Origin of the sequence: Bacillus cereus group sp. RP43, from assembly GCF_040459645.1 — a bacterium.
In the GTDB taxonomy this organism is placed as follows: domain Bacteria; phylum Bacillota; class Bacilli; order Bacillales; family Bacillaceae_G; genus Bacillus_A; species Bacillus_A mycoides_C.
Window position 1 is genome coordinate 1771438 of sequence record NZ_JARVHQ010000001.1, and the last position, 15415, is coordinate 1786852.

The window sequence follows — 15415 nt, forward strand, 5'->3', positions numbered from 1 at the left end:
TTATGTGGTGTAAACCTGTGAGAGATTACATAGATTAAGCTAATTCAGAAGGGAGAGGAGGATGTGGAAGCGAAGGTAAGCATTATAGTGCCAGTGTATAATTCTGAAAAATTCATTTCTAAATGTTTAGAGAGTATAATTCGACAAACGTATAGAAATATTGAAATACTAATTGTAAATGATGGATCAAGTGATGAAAGTGAAACGATAATTAATGTATATCGAGAAATAGATCATAGAATAACATATTATTATCAAAATAATAGTGGCCCTTCTAAAGCTCGAAATAAAGGGATTTTAAATGCAACAGGAGAGTATGTAATTTTTCTTGATTCGGATGATACTGTAAATGAAAATTATGTTATGTATTTATTAAATGAAATGATTAATTCCAATTCTGATTTAGTTTGTTGTGGCTATAAAGATATTTCTAAATATGGCGTGTTGAATTGTTCAGATTTTAATTTTGAAAGTAGTATTTCTGTAAATTCCTTCATGGAGATGGTTTGTAAGGGAACTGGGGGAGTGTTGTGGGGGAAAATATACAAAAGGGAGATAATTTCTTCATCCAACTTAAAGATGGATGAAGAGATATTTATGTGTGAGGACTTAGTCTTTGTTTTGCAATACGCAGCTCAATGTAAAAGGTTCAAGTATATAGAAGCCTATTTATATAATTACAATAGGTTAAATCAATATAGTATAAGTACAAATATTTCAATACATTATATGCAAAATTATATATCGGTTTGTAAGAGAATTGAGGAAATATTTAAATCAGTGGAGTTAGATGAAAAGCAGATACATGAGATAATTACGAGGAGAATTCAAGACAATGTATTGAATTTAATCGAACAACAAAGTATAAATATAAAATCAATAGGTATAAAAGCTTCTATATTAAATACAAAGAAAATTTTGTCTATGAAATACGTTAGAAAATATATTAATTCATTTTCGTCAGACACTAAGGTTTACCAATTATATATATATATTATTAGAAGTAGATTTATAATATTAAGTGTTATATACGGAATATATTTAAATAAATTAAGAAATATTAAAGGGAAATTAAGAGGGGGGAGGTAAATAAATATATGAAAAAAAATATACTCTTTGTTATTGATTCGCTAACCATAGGTGGAGCAGAAAAAAGTTTGATTTCTTTATTAAATTTAATTGATCCTTCAAAGTATGCAATTGATGTTATGTTTTTTAAAAAAGGAGGAGAGCTCGAAACTTATATACCTAATTATGTGAATGTTTTGAAATCCCCTTCTTATTTTCGTTACATAAATAATGAGAAGTTTCCTAAAAGTAAAAGGTTTACATATCTTTCTTATAGAATAAAAACCTCTCTCAACTTAAGACTAAATAATTATAGAAAATCTGTTTTACATAGTGAACAAGTGGTCTTTCAAAGCTTAAATAAAATCATTATGCCGATACGGAAAAAGTATGATGTAGCGATTGCTTATAGTCAGGGAATGCCTACATATTTTGTTGCTAATAAAGTGTCGGCATTACAAAAACTAGCATGGATAAATACTGACTATGCAAATACATTATATGATAAAGAGGTTGATTTTAAATCGTATAAGAAGATGGATAAAATAATTGTGGTTTCAGAAAATACTAAAAATTCGGTTTGTAAAACCAGAAAAGAATATAATGAAAAGGTTGATATTCTATTAGATATTGTGTGTCCTAGTATGATTCATAAATTAGCTCAGGAATATGAAGTGGAGGAGTTTGATAAAACGATTATAAATATTTTAACAGTTGGAAGATTGGTTACTGCAAAAGCGTATTTTAAGGCTATAGAAGTAGCGAAATTGTTAAAAGCATCAGGTTATAAATTTAAATGGTATGCAATTGGAGAAGGACCAGAAAAAAGCATGCTTCAAGAATTAATAGATAGATATGAATTGAATGGTTATTTTGTATTACTAGGAAAAAAGTTAAACCCCTATCCATACATGGAAAACTGCGATATATATGTACAAACATCTTTAAAGGAAGGGTTTGGACTTACGGTAAGTGAAGCGAAAATATTAAAAAAAACTATTGTATGTACTAACTTTGCTACGGCAAAAGAAATTATTAATCATAATACAGATGGTTTAATAGTAGAACATGATATAGAGAGTATATACAAAGGCGTGAGAAGATATATAGATGATAATGATTTTAGAGAAGAAATATCTAAAGAATTAAACTCTATGGAGCCTTATAATTCGGTAAATCAATTGGAGAAATTCTATGATTTAATAGAAAATTGAGGGTGTTGATAATAAAATGAAAAAAGTGTTTGTTGACATTTATTTGATGTTTAATTTTGGAGATGATTTATTTTTAGATATCCTTGTAAAAAAATATCCAAATTGTTATTTTACAGTGAATCATTTAGGTTCAAATTATGATCAATTTATTTCTCAATATAATAATGTTAGCAGAAGAAAATATACACTGCTGAATAAAATTGGACAACGCCTAAAATTATCAGATAATATAACAAACTATGAAAAAATAGCAGAAGAACATGACGCAATACTATTTATAGGAGGATCTATTTTTAGAGAAGAAGCGTACCATAGCTCTTTATATCGAGATAGAATGAAAATGGTTATGGAATTTAAGAGAAGAAAAAAATTAGTATTTATATTAGGAGCGAATTTTGGTCCTTTTAAAACGGAAGAATTTCTTGATGACTATAGAAAGTTTTTTGAGTTATGTGATGATGTTTGTTTTAGAGATGTATATTCATATCAACTATTTGAAGATTTACCGCAGGTTAGGTGTGCATCAGATATTGTTTTTCAGATGAATACAGATGAATATAAGTTAGATTTGTCTGAAGAAAGAATTGGATTTTCAATAATAGATGTCAGACATAAACAAGGGCTAGCCCATTATTATACTGATTATATACGTAGTACTATAAAGACAATAGAATTATTAGTGAACAAAGGTAATAAATGTTATTTAATGTCATTTTGTGAACAAGAGGGTGATTTGGATGTGATTAACACAATTCAATCACGTCTTTCCTCTAATGCATTAGAGAATATAGTAATTTATGAATATAGGGGCAATTTAAAAGAGGCTATCGAAATGATGGCCTCTTTTAAATTATTAATTGCAGCGAGATTTCATGCTAATATATTAGCGTTATTATTAGGTATTGGAATTATTCCTATAATATATAGTCAGAAGACCATCAATATCCTGAAAGATATTGATTTTAATAAGACTTTAATAGATATGGAAAATCTGCAATTACAATATGATGAAAAGGTTATAGATGCATCCATTGATTATAAGTTTAATTTAGAGGCCACAATGATTAAGGCGAAGAAACAGTTTGAAAAATTAGATAAATTTTTAGGTAATGAGGCAGTGAAATCGGAGGGAATATGAAAAAAAATATTATCTTTATGGTCATTAATATGAATGTTGGGGGAACCGAAAAGGCATTACTTAATATGATATCTGAAATTCCAAAAGATAAGTATAGTATAACTATTTTAATGCTAGAGAAATACGGTGGTTTTTTTAATTCTATTCCTAGAGAAGTTCACATTAAATATTTTGAAGAGTACGAAGAGATAAAAGGTATATTAAATGAGCCGCCTCACATAATTTTTTTAAATTTGCTAAAAGAAGGGGAAATAATAAGAGGTTCCAGAATAATGCTTCTACATCTTTTAACGAAGTTTATAAAAGATAGAAGCCTTTTTTTTAAATATGTACTTAGAGAGTATCCTGTAGTGGAAGATGAATATGATATTGCAGTAGCTTATGCTGGTCCAATGGATTTCATAAGTTATTTTGTTATTAATAAAATAAAAGCAAAAAGGAAATTTCAATGGATTCATTTTGATGTAACAAAAATCAAATTTAATCAAATATTTTCAGATAAGCTATACAAAAAATTTGATCATATATTTGTTGTATCTAATGAAGCAAAATATAAGTTACTTAGTATCATTCCTTCTATAAAACAGAAAACAGAGGTATGTCCTAATATAATTTCTGCAAAATTAATACAGAATAAAGCAAAAGAAGGAAAGAGATTTAACGATAATTTTTTGGGAATAAGAATATTAACAGTTGGTAGATTAACAAATGAAAAAGGGCAAGATCTTGCTATTAAAGTACTGGCAAGATTAATCAATGAGGGATATAAAGTTAAATGGTATTGTGTGGGGGAAGGTGGGGCTAGAAAGGAATACGAAAAATTAATAGCAGAATATGGTTTAGAAAGAGATTTTATTATGTTGGGAGAGTTAACAAATCCATATGGCTATATGAAAACTTGTGATATATATGTGCAACCATCCAGATATGAAGGGTTTTGTATAACGCTTGCTGAAGCAAAGTGTTTACACAAAGCAATTGTAACCACAAATTTTACTGGGGCAAAAGAACAAATTAAGAATAGGGAAACAGGAATGATTGTAAATATTTGTGAAGATGATATTTATGAAGGTGTAAAAAGTTTAATAGATAATCGCAGTCTATGTGAAGTTTTTTCTGGGAATTTGGCAAATGAAAATTTTGATAAAAAATTAGAATTGAAAAGAATTTATGAATTTTTTTAAAGCTAATATATTTAACTTTGCAAGAAAAGTGATAAAGTGGAAGTTTAATATGAGAGGGAAATTTTCAAATGAAAAGTCAAATTAAAGCAGGAGCAATATTATCATATGCGGCTCTAGTTATTAATAGTTCTATTTCACTTTTATATACTCCTATTATGTTAAAGTTACTTGGTCAATCGGAATATGGTTTATATAGTTTAGCTACATCAGTTGCAGGGTATGTAGGAGTATTAAATTTTGGTTTAGGAAATGCAGTAATTAGATATACAGCGAAGTATAGAGCACTTAAAGATGAAGAGAATTGTTCACGCCTGTATGGAATGTTTAGTATTATGTATGGGGTATTGGGAGGAATAGCACTAATTACAGGTATTATATTAACATTAACTGCAGATAGTATATTTTCAAGTTCATTAAATGTGGAGGAAATAAATAAACTCAAAACTTTAATGGTGATAATGGTAATAAATATATCTATAGGAATAGGATTCGGCTTTTTTAGTGTTGTAGTATTAGCTTATGAAAGATTTATTTTTCAAAAAATTCTAGGTATTGTTGGGGCTATAGTAGTGCCGCTTATAATGTTACCGCTTCTTATTAAGGGCTACGGATCAGTGTCTATAGCGATAGTAACGTCAGCAATAAATTTTATAATAATTGTAATTAATATGTATTACTGTTTTAAAGTGTTAAGGATAAAAATAGTATTTAAAAAAATAGAAATTGGATTATTGAAGGAAATCTTGGGATTTTCATCTTTAATATTTTTAAATTTAATAATAGATAAGATATATTGGTCCACAGATCAAGTTATCTTAGGGATATATAGTGGAGCAGCAGCAATTTCCATATATACTATAGGTGCATCTTTTACAGGTTATTTCTCAGGGCTTGCTGCAGCTATATCGAATGTTTTTTTGAGTAGAATTACAGGGATGGTTACAAAAAAGGCATCTGATAAAGAAATATCAGATTTGTTTATCAAGATAGGTAGAATTCAATATATCATTTTATCATTTGTTTTAAGTGGCTTTATTGTTTTCGGTCAAGAATTTATTCATTTATGGGTTGGAAAAGAATATAATGAGGCCTTTATTATAGCTATTATAATCTTAGTTCCGATGATTGTATCATTAGTACAAAGTATAGGTGGAATTATACTGCAGGCAAAAAACATGCAAGGGTTTAAATCTATTACATATGTCGTAACATCTTTTGTTAACGTAGTTATAAGTATAATATTTGTTCAATGGTGGGGGGCAATTGGTAGTGCTTTAGGTACAGCTGTAGCATTTACTATTGGGAATATAATCATTATGAATATTTATTATTGGAAGAAGATCAATATAGATATACCAAGGTTTTGGACAAATATTACTTGTATGAGTTTTGCTTTTGGGGCAAGTTTAGTGTTTGGAATGACATTAAATAGATGGATACTTGCTTACAAATGGCAGGAATTATTTGTGAAGATTATTTTATTTTCAATCGTATATATTTGTTTGATGTGGCTTACGGGAATGAATAAATATGAAAAGGATACGTTTAGGCAGGTTATTCAAAATATATTATATAGATTTAAAAGAAAGAAAGTCATACAAGATACTTCAAGTAATACGGACTGACAACAAATATTTAGGTAATCGTGATTGTTAGGAAGAAAGTTCAGTACAGTCCAGTGTTAATCATACGGATGAATCTAGAATGTACATGCTTAATAAATATGAGATGGGAACATTTAAAATATTTGTAGCACATTGTAATTAACATGTTGTGAGTAATTGAGGGGAATTTTAACTATAAATTAACTTGGAAGAGTATGATAGATATCTATACCGTTATTGAGTTAAATGAATATACTTCTATTAAGAATGGAGGTATGTTTTAAATCATGAGAAAAAATCAAGTTATCAGTAAAATACGAAAAGAATTAAATGTATTAAGCCGAAATGAACTTGTGCCTTCAATTGATAATAGTGAATTGTTTATGCGTATATTTAATGGTTTTACAAAATTTAATCTAAATACAAATGTTGATTTTTGTAATCGTGTATGTAAGCCAGTGAAGATAGGTGAAATAATTGACTATTTATACAGTTGAACTTGAACGTTGGGGAATAAATAATGACGGTACAGCAGCTGTAAAGACGACACAGGGATTAAATGATGCACTTTTATGGGCGAATAAAGAAGGTTTTCAAATAGTGGTTTTACCAAAAGGAAAGTACCTTATAGAGAAAACTTCTTCTGTGAAACTTTGTAGTAATACGACGTATAGATTTTATGAATGTGTATTTGAGAAAGAAGCTAATAATCTTATAAAATATAACATATTGCTATGTGATGGAATAAAAAATGTAGAAATAATAGGTGCAATAGTTAAAGGAGATAGGGAAAATCATGATTATTCAAGTGGAGGTACACATGAGTGGGGGCATGGAATTGAATGTAAAAACTCATGTTATAACATCTCTGTAAAAAACTGTGAAGTAAGTGAGTGTACTGGGGATGGATTGGTAACATCTATGGATTTTTCAGCGATAGGTGGAATGTCACATCCGGATCACTTTGCAAAAGGTGACATTGATAGCAAAGGAAATTTGGACATTACTAAAGTTAATTATACAACAGTAGTTAAATTTTTTGATATTACTGGAGACATAGTGAAATCTGTTGGGTATTTTTACTATTCAGGGGATGGTTATGGTGGATATGGAAGTGGATGTAATTTAAATAAAGTTACTATAAAAGTACATTTTTATGCGGGTAATGGTTCATATTTAGGGTATAGAAACTCTAGATCTTATGAATTTATATATTTAGATTCATTGCCGACTGGTACTACAAAAGTAAGGTTTTCGTTCTTGCAAAATTTCGACTTAATGAATAGTAATTTGCACTATGTAATGTGCGCTAAAATTCCACAATATGTATATTTTTCGGGTTGTAAATCTTATAAAAATAGAAGACTTGGAGCTTCAATAAATGGTGGAAGATTTATCACTTTTGATGGGTGTGAAATTTTCAATAATAGTAATGCAATGAATCGATCAATAGGTTGTAATCCTGGTTATGGGATAGATATTGAAGATGGATATATGAATAATCAAAAAATAACGATTAGAAATTCTGATATATATGACAATAGAGCTGGAGCTTTTGTGTGTATTAGTACTAGAGGTGTCTATTTAGAAAGTAATAAAATGAAAGGGAATGTCTATCTATCTGGTAGTGGAGATGACTATTTTTCCATAAATAATATGTATTATGGTGCAATTACGGGGAGATCTATAACTAGTGGAATTGAAGCTGATGGAACATTTTGTACATTTAGGAATGATACAATATTCGGTCAGAGTTGCGGGATCGTTGGAGGGAATACAACTTTAGAAAATTGTGTTTTTTCAAAAAGTACAATTGCTCTAAGTGGTGAGACAGTAAAAATAATCAATTGTAAATTTACTTTTGATGATCCTGATAAGGATGGAATTATTGATTTTAGGAGTAAGTATTTGGAGATACGAAATTCCTTGTTTGATATAAGAAGGGCAAAAAGTATAGCGACAACTGGCTATGGTCAAACGGAAACTGCTATATTTTCTTCTGTAAAGTTTTTGACAAATGAATGTAATGGTGGACATTATATAGGAGCAAAGAATTTAATTGTAGAGGATTGCGAGTTTATTCATAGTGGTAGAACTGCAAATTATAGTCGAATGATGGCTGCTGAATCTATGAGAGTTGAGAAAACTATTTTTAAAAATCAATCTTTTAGGTTTGATGGTGGTGATATTTATGGTATCGAGAGCTTGGCGAAAGACAAAGGGTATATTACACATGTTTTTAGTAGAAATCAAATTATTTGGGATGCTCCTTATGGCTTAGCGGTTCATGAAGCTAGGGGAGCGGGAGTTGCATTTATTTATATACCTAGAATAGAGATTACGGATAATAAGTTTGAAGTGAATGGGAAGGGTGTTTCTCTCGGTTCATTGCATACCATTAGGGTTTTTGTAGAAAATTATTTGAAGCTCTGTGACAATACGATTATTACAAAAAATGATAACGGTATAAATACAACAGGGAATATTACAATTGAAGGTGTGTATCGAAAGCAAAACTCAACACTTCCTGTGCCAAGAACTACTATACTAGTACAGGATAACAAGAAAATTAATTCTAATATAACATTTACAAATAATGTGAACAACCAATTAGAAAAGAATATATTAGGTAATCTTCCACAATCTTCTTTAGTATCATCAGAACCTACCTTTGGAACGTATAGTCGTGGTGAATTGCTGTACAATGATACCCCAACAGTAGGTGGATATATTGGTTGGGTCTGTATCACTGCTGGTACAGCAAATAAAAATTTTTGGGTAGCTGAAAAAGAATATCAGATAAATAGTTTTATAAATGCCAATGGTAATGTTTATAAATCTGTAGTGGCAGGTATTAGTGGTAAAACTGCTCCTTCGCATACAAGTGGTACTAGTAAAGATGGAAATATAGTATGGGAATACGTGGATGTCTTAGCTGTGTTTAAACGCTTTGGGTTAATCTCTAACTAGAATAGTTTTTATATTCTAGTTTTTTTATTGGAAAAGAACTAAATTAATTACCAGTAGAAAATAGTTTGTCCAGGTATTTTAAACAAAATGTGAGGAGTATGATTGTGAATGAAGAGACTTTTTGATGTGTGCGTATCCTTATTGTTATTATTATTATTTTCAATTGTTATATGCATAGTAGCTATATTAGTAAGAATAAAATTAGGCTCTCCCATTTTATTTAAACAAGAGCGTCCGGGAATGAATGGAATTCCTTTTTATTTATATAAGTTTCGCACAATGACTAATGAAATAAATGGAGATGGGAATTGGCTTCCAGATGAAGTCAGATTAACTGCTTTTGGGAAAACGCTTAGAAAATATAGTATAGATGAGTTACCTCAACTTATAAATGTTATAAAAGGCGACTTAAGTTTAGTAGGTCCAAGACCATTATTAATGGAATACTTACCCTTATATTCTAGTAAACAGGCTAAAAGGCATAGTGTAAAACCAGGAATTACGGGATGGGCACAAATAAATGGGAGGAATTCGATTACTTGGGAAGAAAAGTTTGAATTAGATGTATGGTATGTAGAGAATCGTTCCTTTTTATTAGATTTGAATATAATTGTACTTACAATAACAAAAGTATTTAAAACAGAGGGGATAAATCATGTTGGCCATGTAACAATGGAGCGATTTACTGGAGGGAAAATAGAAATAAAGGGGGAGGGGAAATGAAAATTTTAATAATTGGGCATGGTGGCCATAGTAAGGTAGTGAAGGATATCATCTTATCAAATGAAGGATATGAAATAGTTGGCTATTTAGATGATTTATATACAGATAAAACTATTATTGATAACCTTTATTTTGGGGCAATTAAAGATGCATGGGAAATTATCAACAATTTTAATGATATAAAGCTTGTTATTGCCATAGGGAATAATAAAGTCAGAAAAAGAATTTTTGGAATATTAAATCAACCGATTGAGATGTATGCTACATTAATTCATAAAACAGCAATTATAAGTCCTTATGCTCATGTAGGGAACGGAACAGTAATTATGCCGAATGTGGTTGTTAATGCTGATACTAATATTGGTAATCATACTATTATTAATACAGGTTCCATCATTGAACATGACAATATAATCGATGATTTTGTTCATATTTCACCCCATGCTACACTTTCAGGTTCTATCATTATAGAAGAAGGGGCACATATAGGTGCCTCAGCTACTATGATCCCAGGTGTTAAAATTGGAAAGTGGTCTATCGTTGGAGCAGGTTCTGTTGTCATAAATGATTTTCCATCTAATTGTACTGCTGTTGGTATTCCGGCAAAGGTTATTAATGTAGTAAATTAAGGAGAGGATGAAGAATGATGATAAAAAATAAGGAGAAAATTTACCTTTCCTCTCCGCACATGAGTGGGAATGAACACAAATATATTCAAAATGCATTCGATACCAACTGGATCGCTCCTCTTGGCCCAAATGTCGATGGGTTTGAACGGGAACTTGCATCTTTTGTAGGAGTTAAGGGAGGTACTGCAGTTAGTTCAGGTACTGCTGCTATTCATTTAGCCTTGCGGTTATTAGGTATTCAAAAGGGAGATACAGTATTTTGTTCCAGTTTTACTTTTGTAGCGAGTGCAAATCCAATTGTTTATTTGGGAGCTGAACCAGTATTTATTGACTCAGAACCGGAAACATGGAATATGTCACCGGATGCATTGGCACATGCATTATATGAAGCTGATAAAGCAGGGAAATTACCAAAGGCTATCATTCTTGTTCATTTATATGGTCAGAGTGCTAAACTAGATGAAATTCTTTCACTTTGTAATCAATACAATGTTCCTATAGTCGAGGATGCAGCAGAATCTCTTGGATCTACATATAAAGGAAAAGCAAGCGGTACATTCGGGAAGTTTGGTGTTTATTCATTTAATGGAAATAAAATTATTACAACTTCAGGTGGTGGAATGCTGGTTTCTAATGATGTAGAAGCATTAGAGAGAGCGAGGTTTTTAGCGACACAAGCAAAGGATCCAGCGCCACATTATGAACATAGTGAGATAGGATATAATTATCGAATGAGTAATATTTTAGCTGGTATTGGTAGAGGACAATTAGAAGTGTTAGAAGATAGGGTGAAAGCTAGAAGGTCTATATATAAACGGTATTACGCAGCGCTATCTCACATACCAGGATTTTATTTTATGCCTGAATTAGAAAATACACGCTCAAATCGTTGGCTTACTACATTGGCAATTGATGAAAAGGAATCCGGGATCTCTATTGGAAAATTGTTGAGAACTTTAGCAGAAGAGAACATTGAAGCGCGTCTTATGTGGAAGCCACTTCATATGCAGTCGCTCTTTAAAGAGAAGAAGTATTATCCGCATAGCGAAAATGAAGATGTGTCGCAGTCCCTATTTCAAAGTGGAATTTGTTTGCCTTCAGGATCTAATATGTTAGCTGAAGATCAACAAAGGGTAATTCAAGGTATTTTAAAAGCTATAGAATGGAAGAATTAAAAGAAAAGTAAGTGAAAATGGAATTAGATTTGTATACGTACTACTATTTGTTCTTTATAGTGAATTTTTGCGAAAGTTGTTTTGGGATATTTAGTTTCAATTAATATAAAAAAGTGATGATTATAGGTTTTAAATACCTATATATTAGTCTGCAAGTAAATTAAAGTATGTAATTGAGAAAGTAATAAAACAAATAATTTTGTTCTTTAAAAAGAATGATAAAAGGGTGTGTTTAACGAATTTAATATGTAAATAGTATTTGTAGTAACTTTTCATATATTAGGAGGAAGAAATGAGCGCTATAACTGGCATTATTCACTTTAATAATGAACCTATATCAATTGAACATGGCACACGATTAATGAGTGAATTACAAAAGTACCCTGCTGACGATATTCAAATATGGCACAAAGAAAATGCTTTTCTAGGATGTCATGCACAATGGATTACACCAGAGTCAGTTGGTGAACAATTACCCTTTTATAATTATGAAAAGCAATTGGCAATTACAGCAGATGCTATTATTGATAATCGTGATGAGTTATTTGAAAAATTACAAGTGGATTATTCGGATAGAAAAAACATGACAGATAGTGAGTTGATTTTACTCTCTTATCAGAAATGGGGGGAAGCGGCTCCAAAATATTTGGTAGGCGATTTTGCCTTTATGATTTGGGATGAGAAAAAACAAATTCTTTTTGGTGCCAGAGATTTTTCAGGAAGTCGGACACTTTATTTTTATCGTGGTGAGGAAAAATTTGCTTTTTGTACCATTATAAATCCATTATTTTCTCTACCATATGTTGAGAAGAAATTAAATAAGCAGTGGATTGCTGAATTTTTAGCTATACCTGTAAATTTCGAATCGGTAGATCCACAGTTAACAGTTCACAAATATATAGAACAAGTGCCTCCATCACACACTATTTTGGTAAAGGAAGGCGAAGTGAAGTTTTCAAGATACTATATACCAACTGTTGGGGAAATGCTTAATTTAAAATCAAATGAAGAGTATGAAGAGGCGTTTCGAGAGGTGTATAAAAGCGCAGTGAAGGCACGTTTGCGAACACATCACCAAGTAGGAGCCCATTTGAGTGGAGGGTTAGACTCAGGTTCTGTCGTTAGTTTTGCTGCAAGGGATTTACGGACTGAAAATAAAAAATTACATACGTATAGTTATGTTCCAGTAGAAGGATTTGAAGATTGGACACACAAAGGTAGGATAGCTGACGAAAGACCATTTATTCAATCGACTGTAGAGCATGTAGGAAATATACAGGATTATTATTTAGAATTGCCAGAGAGAAGCCCACTATCGGAAATTGATGATTGGCTGGAAACAATGGAGATGCCATATAAATTTTTTGAGAATACTTTTTGGTTGAGTGGAGTTTATGAAAAAGCATCTCAGCATGGAATAGGAGTACTTCTTAGTGGTCAAAGAGGTAATTGGACAGTATCATGGGGACCTATTTTAGATTACCAGGCAATGTTATTGAAAAAGCTACATTGGATTCGTTTTTATCGTGAACTATATTTATATAGTAGAAATATAGGAGTAAAAAAATCACGTGTTTTTGAAGTGGTAAGACGAAAGGCATTTCCATTTTTGCATCAGTTACTTTTTTCAGGAAAACAAGATGCAAATTCCGTAATAATTAATCCGGAATTTGCAAGGGAAATGAATGTTTTTGACAGACTTAGAGAACAAGAAATCGATATAACAGGCACCGCTATTTCTAATGCATATGACATGAAAAGAGAACAGTTTGAAAAACCATATTATTGGAGCATAAATGGCACGTATGAAACGAAATTATCATTACGTTATGCCTTATGGGATCGTGATCCCACAAATGACTTACGATTGATTCAATTTTGTTTGTCAGTCCCAGAAGAACAGTATGTTCAAAATGGTTTAGATAGAGCCCTGATTCGGAGAGCCACAAAGAGCTTCCTTCCTGATAAAGTACGATTGAATCAACGGGTTCGCGGTATTCAAGGTGCAGATGGTGTTTACCGTATGGCTCCTTTTTGGAATGAATTTATTGAGGAAGTTGAAGGACTTAGTGTAGATCCAGTAATCTCTGAATTTCTAAATGTAGAGGTAATTAAGAAAGCTATCTCAAAAATTTGTAAAGAACCTCGACCAGAATATGCATTTGATTTAGATTTTAGAGTTTTAATGCGCAGCTTAATCTTTTATCGATTTATAAAAAAAGCAATATGAAAGGAGGTGATACGTATGAAAAAGGAATGGAAACAACCTGTATTAGAAGTACTTAATATTAATATGACTATGGCTGGGCCTGGGCATAAATATCCAGATGCTGTTCAACCTGACCCAGATGACCCAGTGAAGTACAGTTAAGTCACTGGAAAAATAAAGCTCTTATATAGCTTTATTATATAAGAGCTTTCAAAAAATTGACAATGTGGGGGATAGGATGTTTGATTCTATGGGGAATGTGTTATATCAAGCCTTCGGGTTAAAAATAGTAAGTGAAATTCCATTACCCGAATTGTCTCAGCTGAATGAAAAAAAAGAGATGGCAGATGTTCAAGTTGAAATAACGGATTTGTCAGAACAGTGGAGTAAATATAGCGCAGAAAAGCAAAAAACAATTGTAGTGGAGGATGATGTAGTTATGTTTCATGTTCCTCAAACTGCAATATTTTCTGTACAAGCCGGCGAGAAAATCACCTTTTCACCTATGGCAGACGCAGAAGAAGATAAAATTCGCCTATATATTCTGGGAACTTGTATGGGGGCGCTTTTAATGCAACGTAAAACACTCCCATTGCATGGGAGTGTAATTGCCATAGATGGAAAAGCATATGCATTAATTGGTGATTCAGGAGCTGGAAAATCAACGTTAGCCTCGGCTTTTTTGAATAAAGGATATCAGCTTTTAAGTGATGATGTAGTTGCTGTGTCTCTTTTGAATAAAAATACTGCAATAGTTCATCCTTCTTACGCACAACAAAAATTATGGCAAGAGAGCATAAATGAGTTAGGAATGGAAGTAGCGCAATTTAGCCCTTTATTTGAAAGAGAAACGAAGTATGCTGTTCCTGTAAATTCTCAATTCTTTCCAGATCCATTACCTCTTGCTGGTGTTATTGAATTAGTAAAAACACAGGGAGAAGATATTGAGATGACCCGTATAGAAGGGCTCGCACGCTTGTATAAATTATACCGTCATACTTTTAGGAGTTCTTTAATTTCTAAATTAGGATTGATGGAATGGCATTTTGAAACTTCAACTCATATTGCAAGTGGAATGGAAATGTTTCAAGTAAGCCGCCCGGCCTCAAGATTTACAGCTCATGAGCTTGTGGAAGTTATTTTAAGTGCTATACAGAAAGGGAGTATGGTTGATGGTTGTCCACTCGAGAAAAATATCATTAGAACATAACGTTGTCCAAAGTAAGGGTAATATAGTAAGCGATATGGATGGAGAAAAAGTTATGTTAAATGTCCAGAAAGGAAATTACTATAACTTAGGTGAAATAGGCGGAGAAATATGGGAGCTTATTGAAAAGCCAATAATAATTAATCAGCTTGTTACTATGCTAGTATCTAACTATGATATTGAACGAAAAGATTGTGAAGAGCAAGTTCTTTCCTTTTTAGAGTGTTTGTTTCAAGAAGGGTTAATTCAAATAAAAGATCAGCCTAATAGATAGATTCGTAATTTCAAAAGAAC

At 31.4% G+C, this 15415-nt stretch carries 13 protein-coding genes; all 13 read left to right on the forward strand.

From position 1 onward, the window contains the following. Positions 1-63 precede the first annotated feature (63 nt). The 13 genes from QCI75_RS09330 to QCI75_RS09390 all read left to right on the forward strand — a co-directional run bounded on the left by QCI75_RS09330 (position 64) and on the right by QCI75_RS09390 (position 15395). A complete protein-coding gene (locus QCI75_RS09330) occupies positions 64-1089 on the forward strand; it encodes a glycosyltransferase family 2 protein (RefSeq protein ID WP_353760335.1) in 1026 nt (341 codons plus the stop codon). Positions 1090-1097: 8 nt separating this feature from the next. Continuing rightward, positions 1098-2282 (forward strand): glycosyltransferase, encoded by a 1185-nt coding sequence (locus tag QCI75_RS09335; RefSeq protein WP_353760336.1) that lies wholly within the window; start codon positions 1098-1100, stop codon positions 2280-2282. Positions 2283-2298: 16 nt separating this feature from the next. After that, the gene (locus QCI75_RS09340) at positions 2299-3420 is read left to right on the forward strand and encodes a polysaccharide pyruvyl transferase family protein (protein ID WP_353760337.1); all 1122 of its coding nucleotides are present in this window, start codon (positions 2299-2301) and stop codon (positions 3418-3420) included. Continuing rightward, positions 3417-4604: a glycosyltransferase gene (locus QCI75_RS09345; RefSeq protein ID WP_353760338.1), complete on the forward strand. Its 1188-nt coding sequence runs from the start codon at positions 3417-3419 to the stop codon at positions 4602-4604. The genes QCI75_RS09340 and QCI75_RS09345 overlap by 4 nt, the downstream gene beginning before the upstream one ends. Before the next feature lie 68 nt (positions 4605-4672). Further along, entirely contained in the window at positions 4673-6229 is a 1557-nt protein-coding gene (locus tag QCI75_RS09350; protein ID WP_353760339.1) for an oligosaccharide flippase family protein, read from the forward strand. A 456-nt stretch (positions 6230-6685) separates the two neighbouring features. Next, a complete protein-coding gene (locus QCI75_RS09355) occupies positions 6686-9178 on the forward strand; it encodes a right-handed parallel beta-helix repeat-containing protein (protein ID WP_353760340.1) in 2493 nt (830 codons plus the stop codon). Positions 9179-9286: 108 nt separating this feature from the next. Beyond that, positions 9287-9901 (forward strand): sugar transferase, encoded by a 615-nt coding sequence (locus QCI75_RS09360; RefSeq protein WP_353760341.1) that lies wholly within the window; start codon positions 9287-9289, stop codon positions 9899-9901. After that, the gene (locus QCI75_RS09365) at positions 9898-10530 is read left to right on the forward strand and encodes an acetyltransferase (protein ID WP_098319221.1); all 633 of its coding nucleotides are present in this window, start codon (positions 9898-9900) and stop codon (positions 10528-10530) included. Before QCI75_RS09360 ends, QCI75_RS09365 begins: the two co-directional genes overlap by 4 nt. 17 nt (positions 10531-10547) lie before the next feature. Beyond that, positions 10548-11705, forward strand: coding sequence for an aminotransferase class I/II-fold pyridoxal phosphate-dependent enzyme (locus tag QCI75_RS09370; RefSeq protein ID WP_353761511.1), 1158 nt, complete (start codon positions 10548-10550; stop codon positions 11703-11705). A gap of 292 nt (positions 11706-11997) precedes the next feature. Beyond that, complete coding sequence (locus QCI75_RS09375; protein ID WP_144505522.1) at positions 11998-13935, forward strand: lasso peptide isopeptide bond-forming cyclase; 1938 nt, start codon at positions 11998-12000, stop codon at positions 13933-13935. A gap of 15 nt (positions 13936-13950) precedes the next feature. Continuing rightward, positions 13951-14076 carry a paeninodin family lasso peptide gene (locus tag QCI75_RS09380; RefSeq protein ID WP_000712621.1) on the forward strand — a complete coding sequence of 42 codons (126 nt, stop codon included), beginning with the start codon at positions 13951-13953 and terminating at the stop codon, positions 14074-14076. Between the two features lie 76 nt (positions 14077-14152). After that, positions 14153-15124 carry an aldolase gene (locus QCI75_RS09385; protein WP_353760342.1) on the forward strand — a complete coding sequence of 324 codons (972 nt, stop codon included), beginning with the start codon at positions 14153-14155 and terminating at the stop codon, positions 15122-15124. Then, complete coding sequence (locus QCI75_RS09390) at positions 15087-15395, forward strand: lasso peptide biosynthesis PqqD family chaperone (protein WP_002128586.1); 309 nt, start codon at positions 15087-15089, stop codon at positions 15393-15395. Before QCI75_RS09385 ends, QCI75_RS09390 begins: the two co-directional genes overlap by 38 nt. Positions 15396-15415: the final 20 nt, after the last annotated feature.

Excerpts from the sequence above, each read along its gene's own strand:
- QCI75_RS09335 (WP_353760336.1), top strand. The coding sequence starts at position 1,098 with ATGAAAAAAAATATACTCTTTGTTATTGATTCGCTAACCATAGGTGGA.
- QCI75_RS09340 (WP_353760337.1), top strand. The coding sequence starts at position 2,299 with ATGAAAAAAGTGTTTGTTGACATTTATTTGATGTTTAATTTTGGAGAT.
- QCI75_RS09345 (WP_353760338.1), top strand. The coding sequence starts at position 3,417 with ATGAAAAAAAATATTATCTTTATGGTCATTAATATGAATGTTGGGGGA.
- QCI75_RS09350 (WP_353760339.1), top strand. The coding sequence starts at position 4,673 with ATGAAAAGTCAAATTAAAGCAGGAGCAATATTATCATATGCGGCTCTA.
- QCI75_RS09360 (WP_353760341.1), top strand. The coding sequence starts at position 9,287 with ATGAAGAGACTTTTTGATGTGTGCGTATCCTTATTGTTATTATTATTA.
- QCI75_RS09365 (WP_098319221.1), top strand. The coding sequence starts at position 9,898 with ATGAAAATTTTAATAATTGGGCATGGTGGCCATAGTAAGGTAGTGAAG.
- QCI75_RS09370 (WP_353761511.1), top strand. The coding sequence starts at position 10,548 with ATGATAAAAAATAAGGAGAAAATTTACCTTTCCTCTCCGCACATGAGT.
- QCI75_RS09375 (WP_144505522.1), top strand. The coding sequence starts at position 11,998 with ATGAGCGCTATAACTGGCATTATTCACTTTAATAATGAACCTATATCA.
- QCI75_RS09380 (WP_000712621.1), top strand. The coding sequence starts at position 13,951 with ATGAAAAAGGAATGGAAACAACCTGTATTAGAAGTACTTAATATTAAT.
- QCI75_RS09385 (WP_353760342.1), top strand. The coding sequence starts at position 14,153 with ATGTTTGATTCTATGGGGAATGTGTTATATCAAGCCTTCGGGTTAAAA.
- QCI75_RS09390 (WP_002128586.1), top strand. The coding sequence starts at position 15,087 with ATGGTTGTCCACTCGAGAAAAATATCATTAGAACATAACGTTGTCCAA.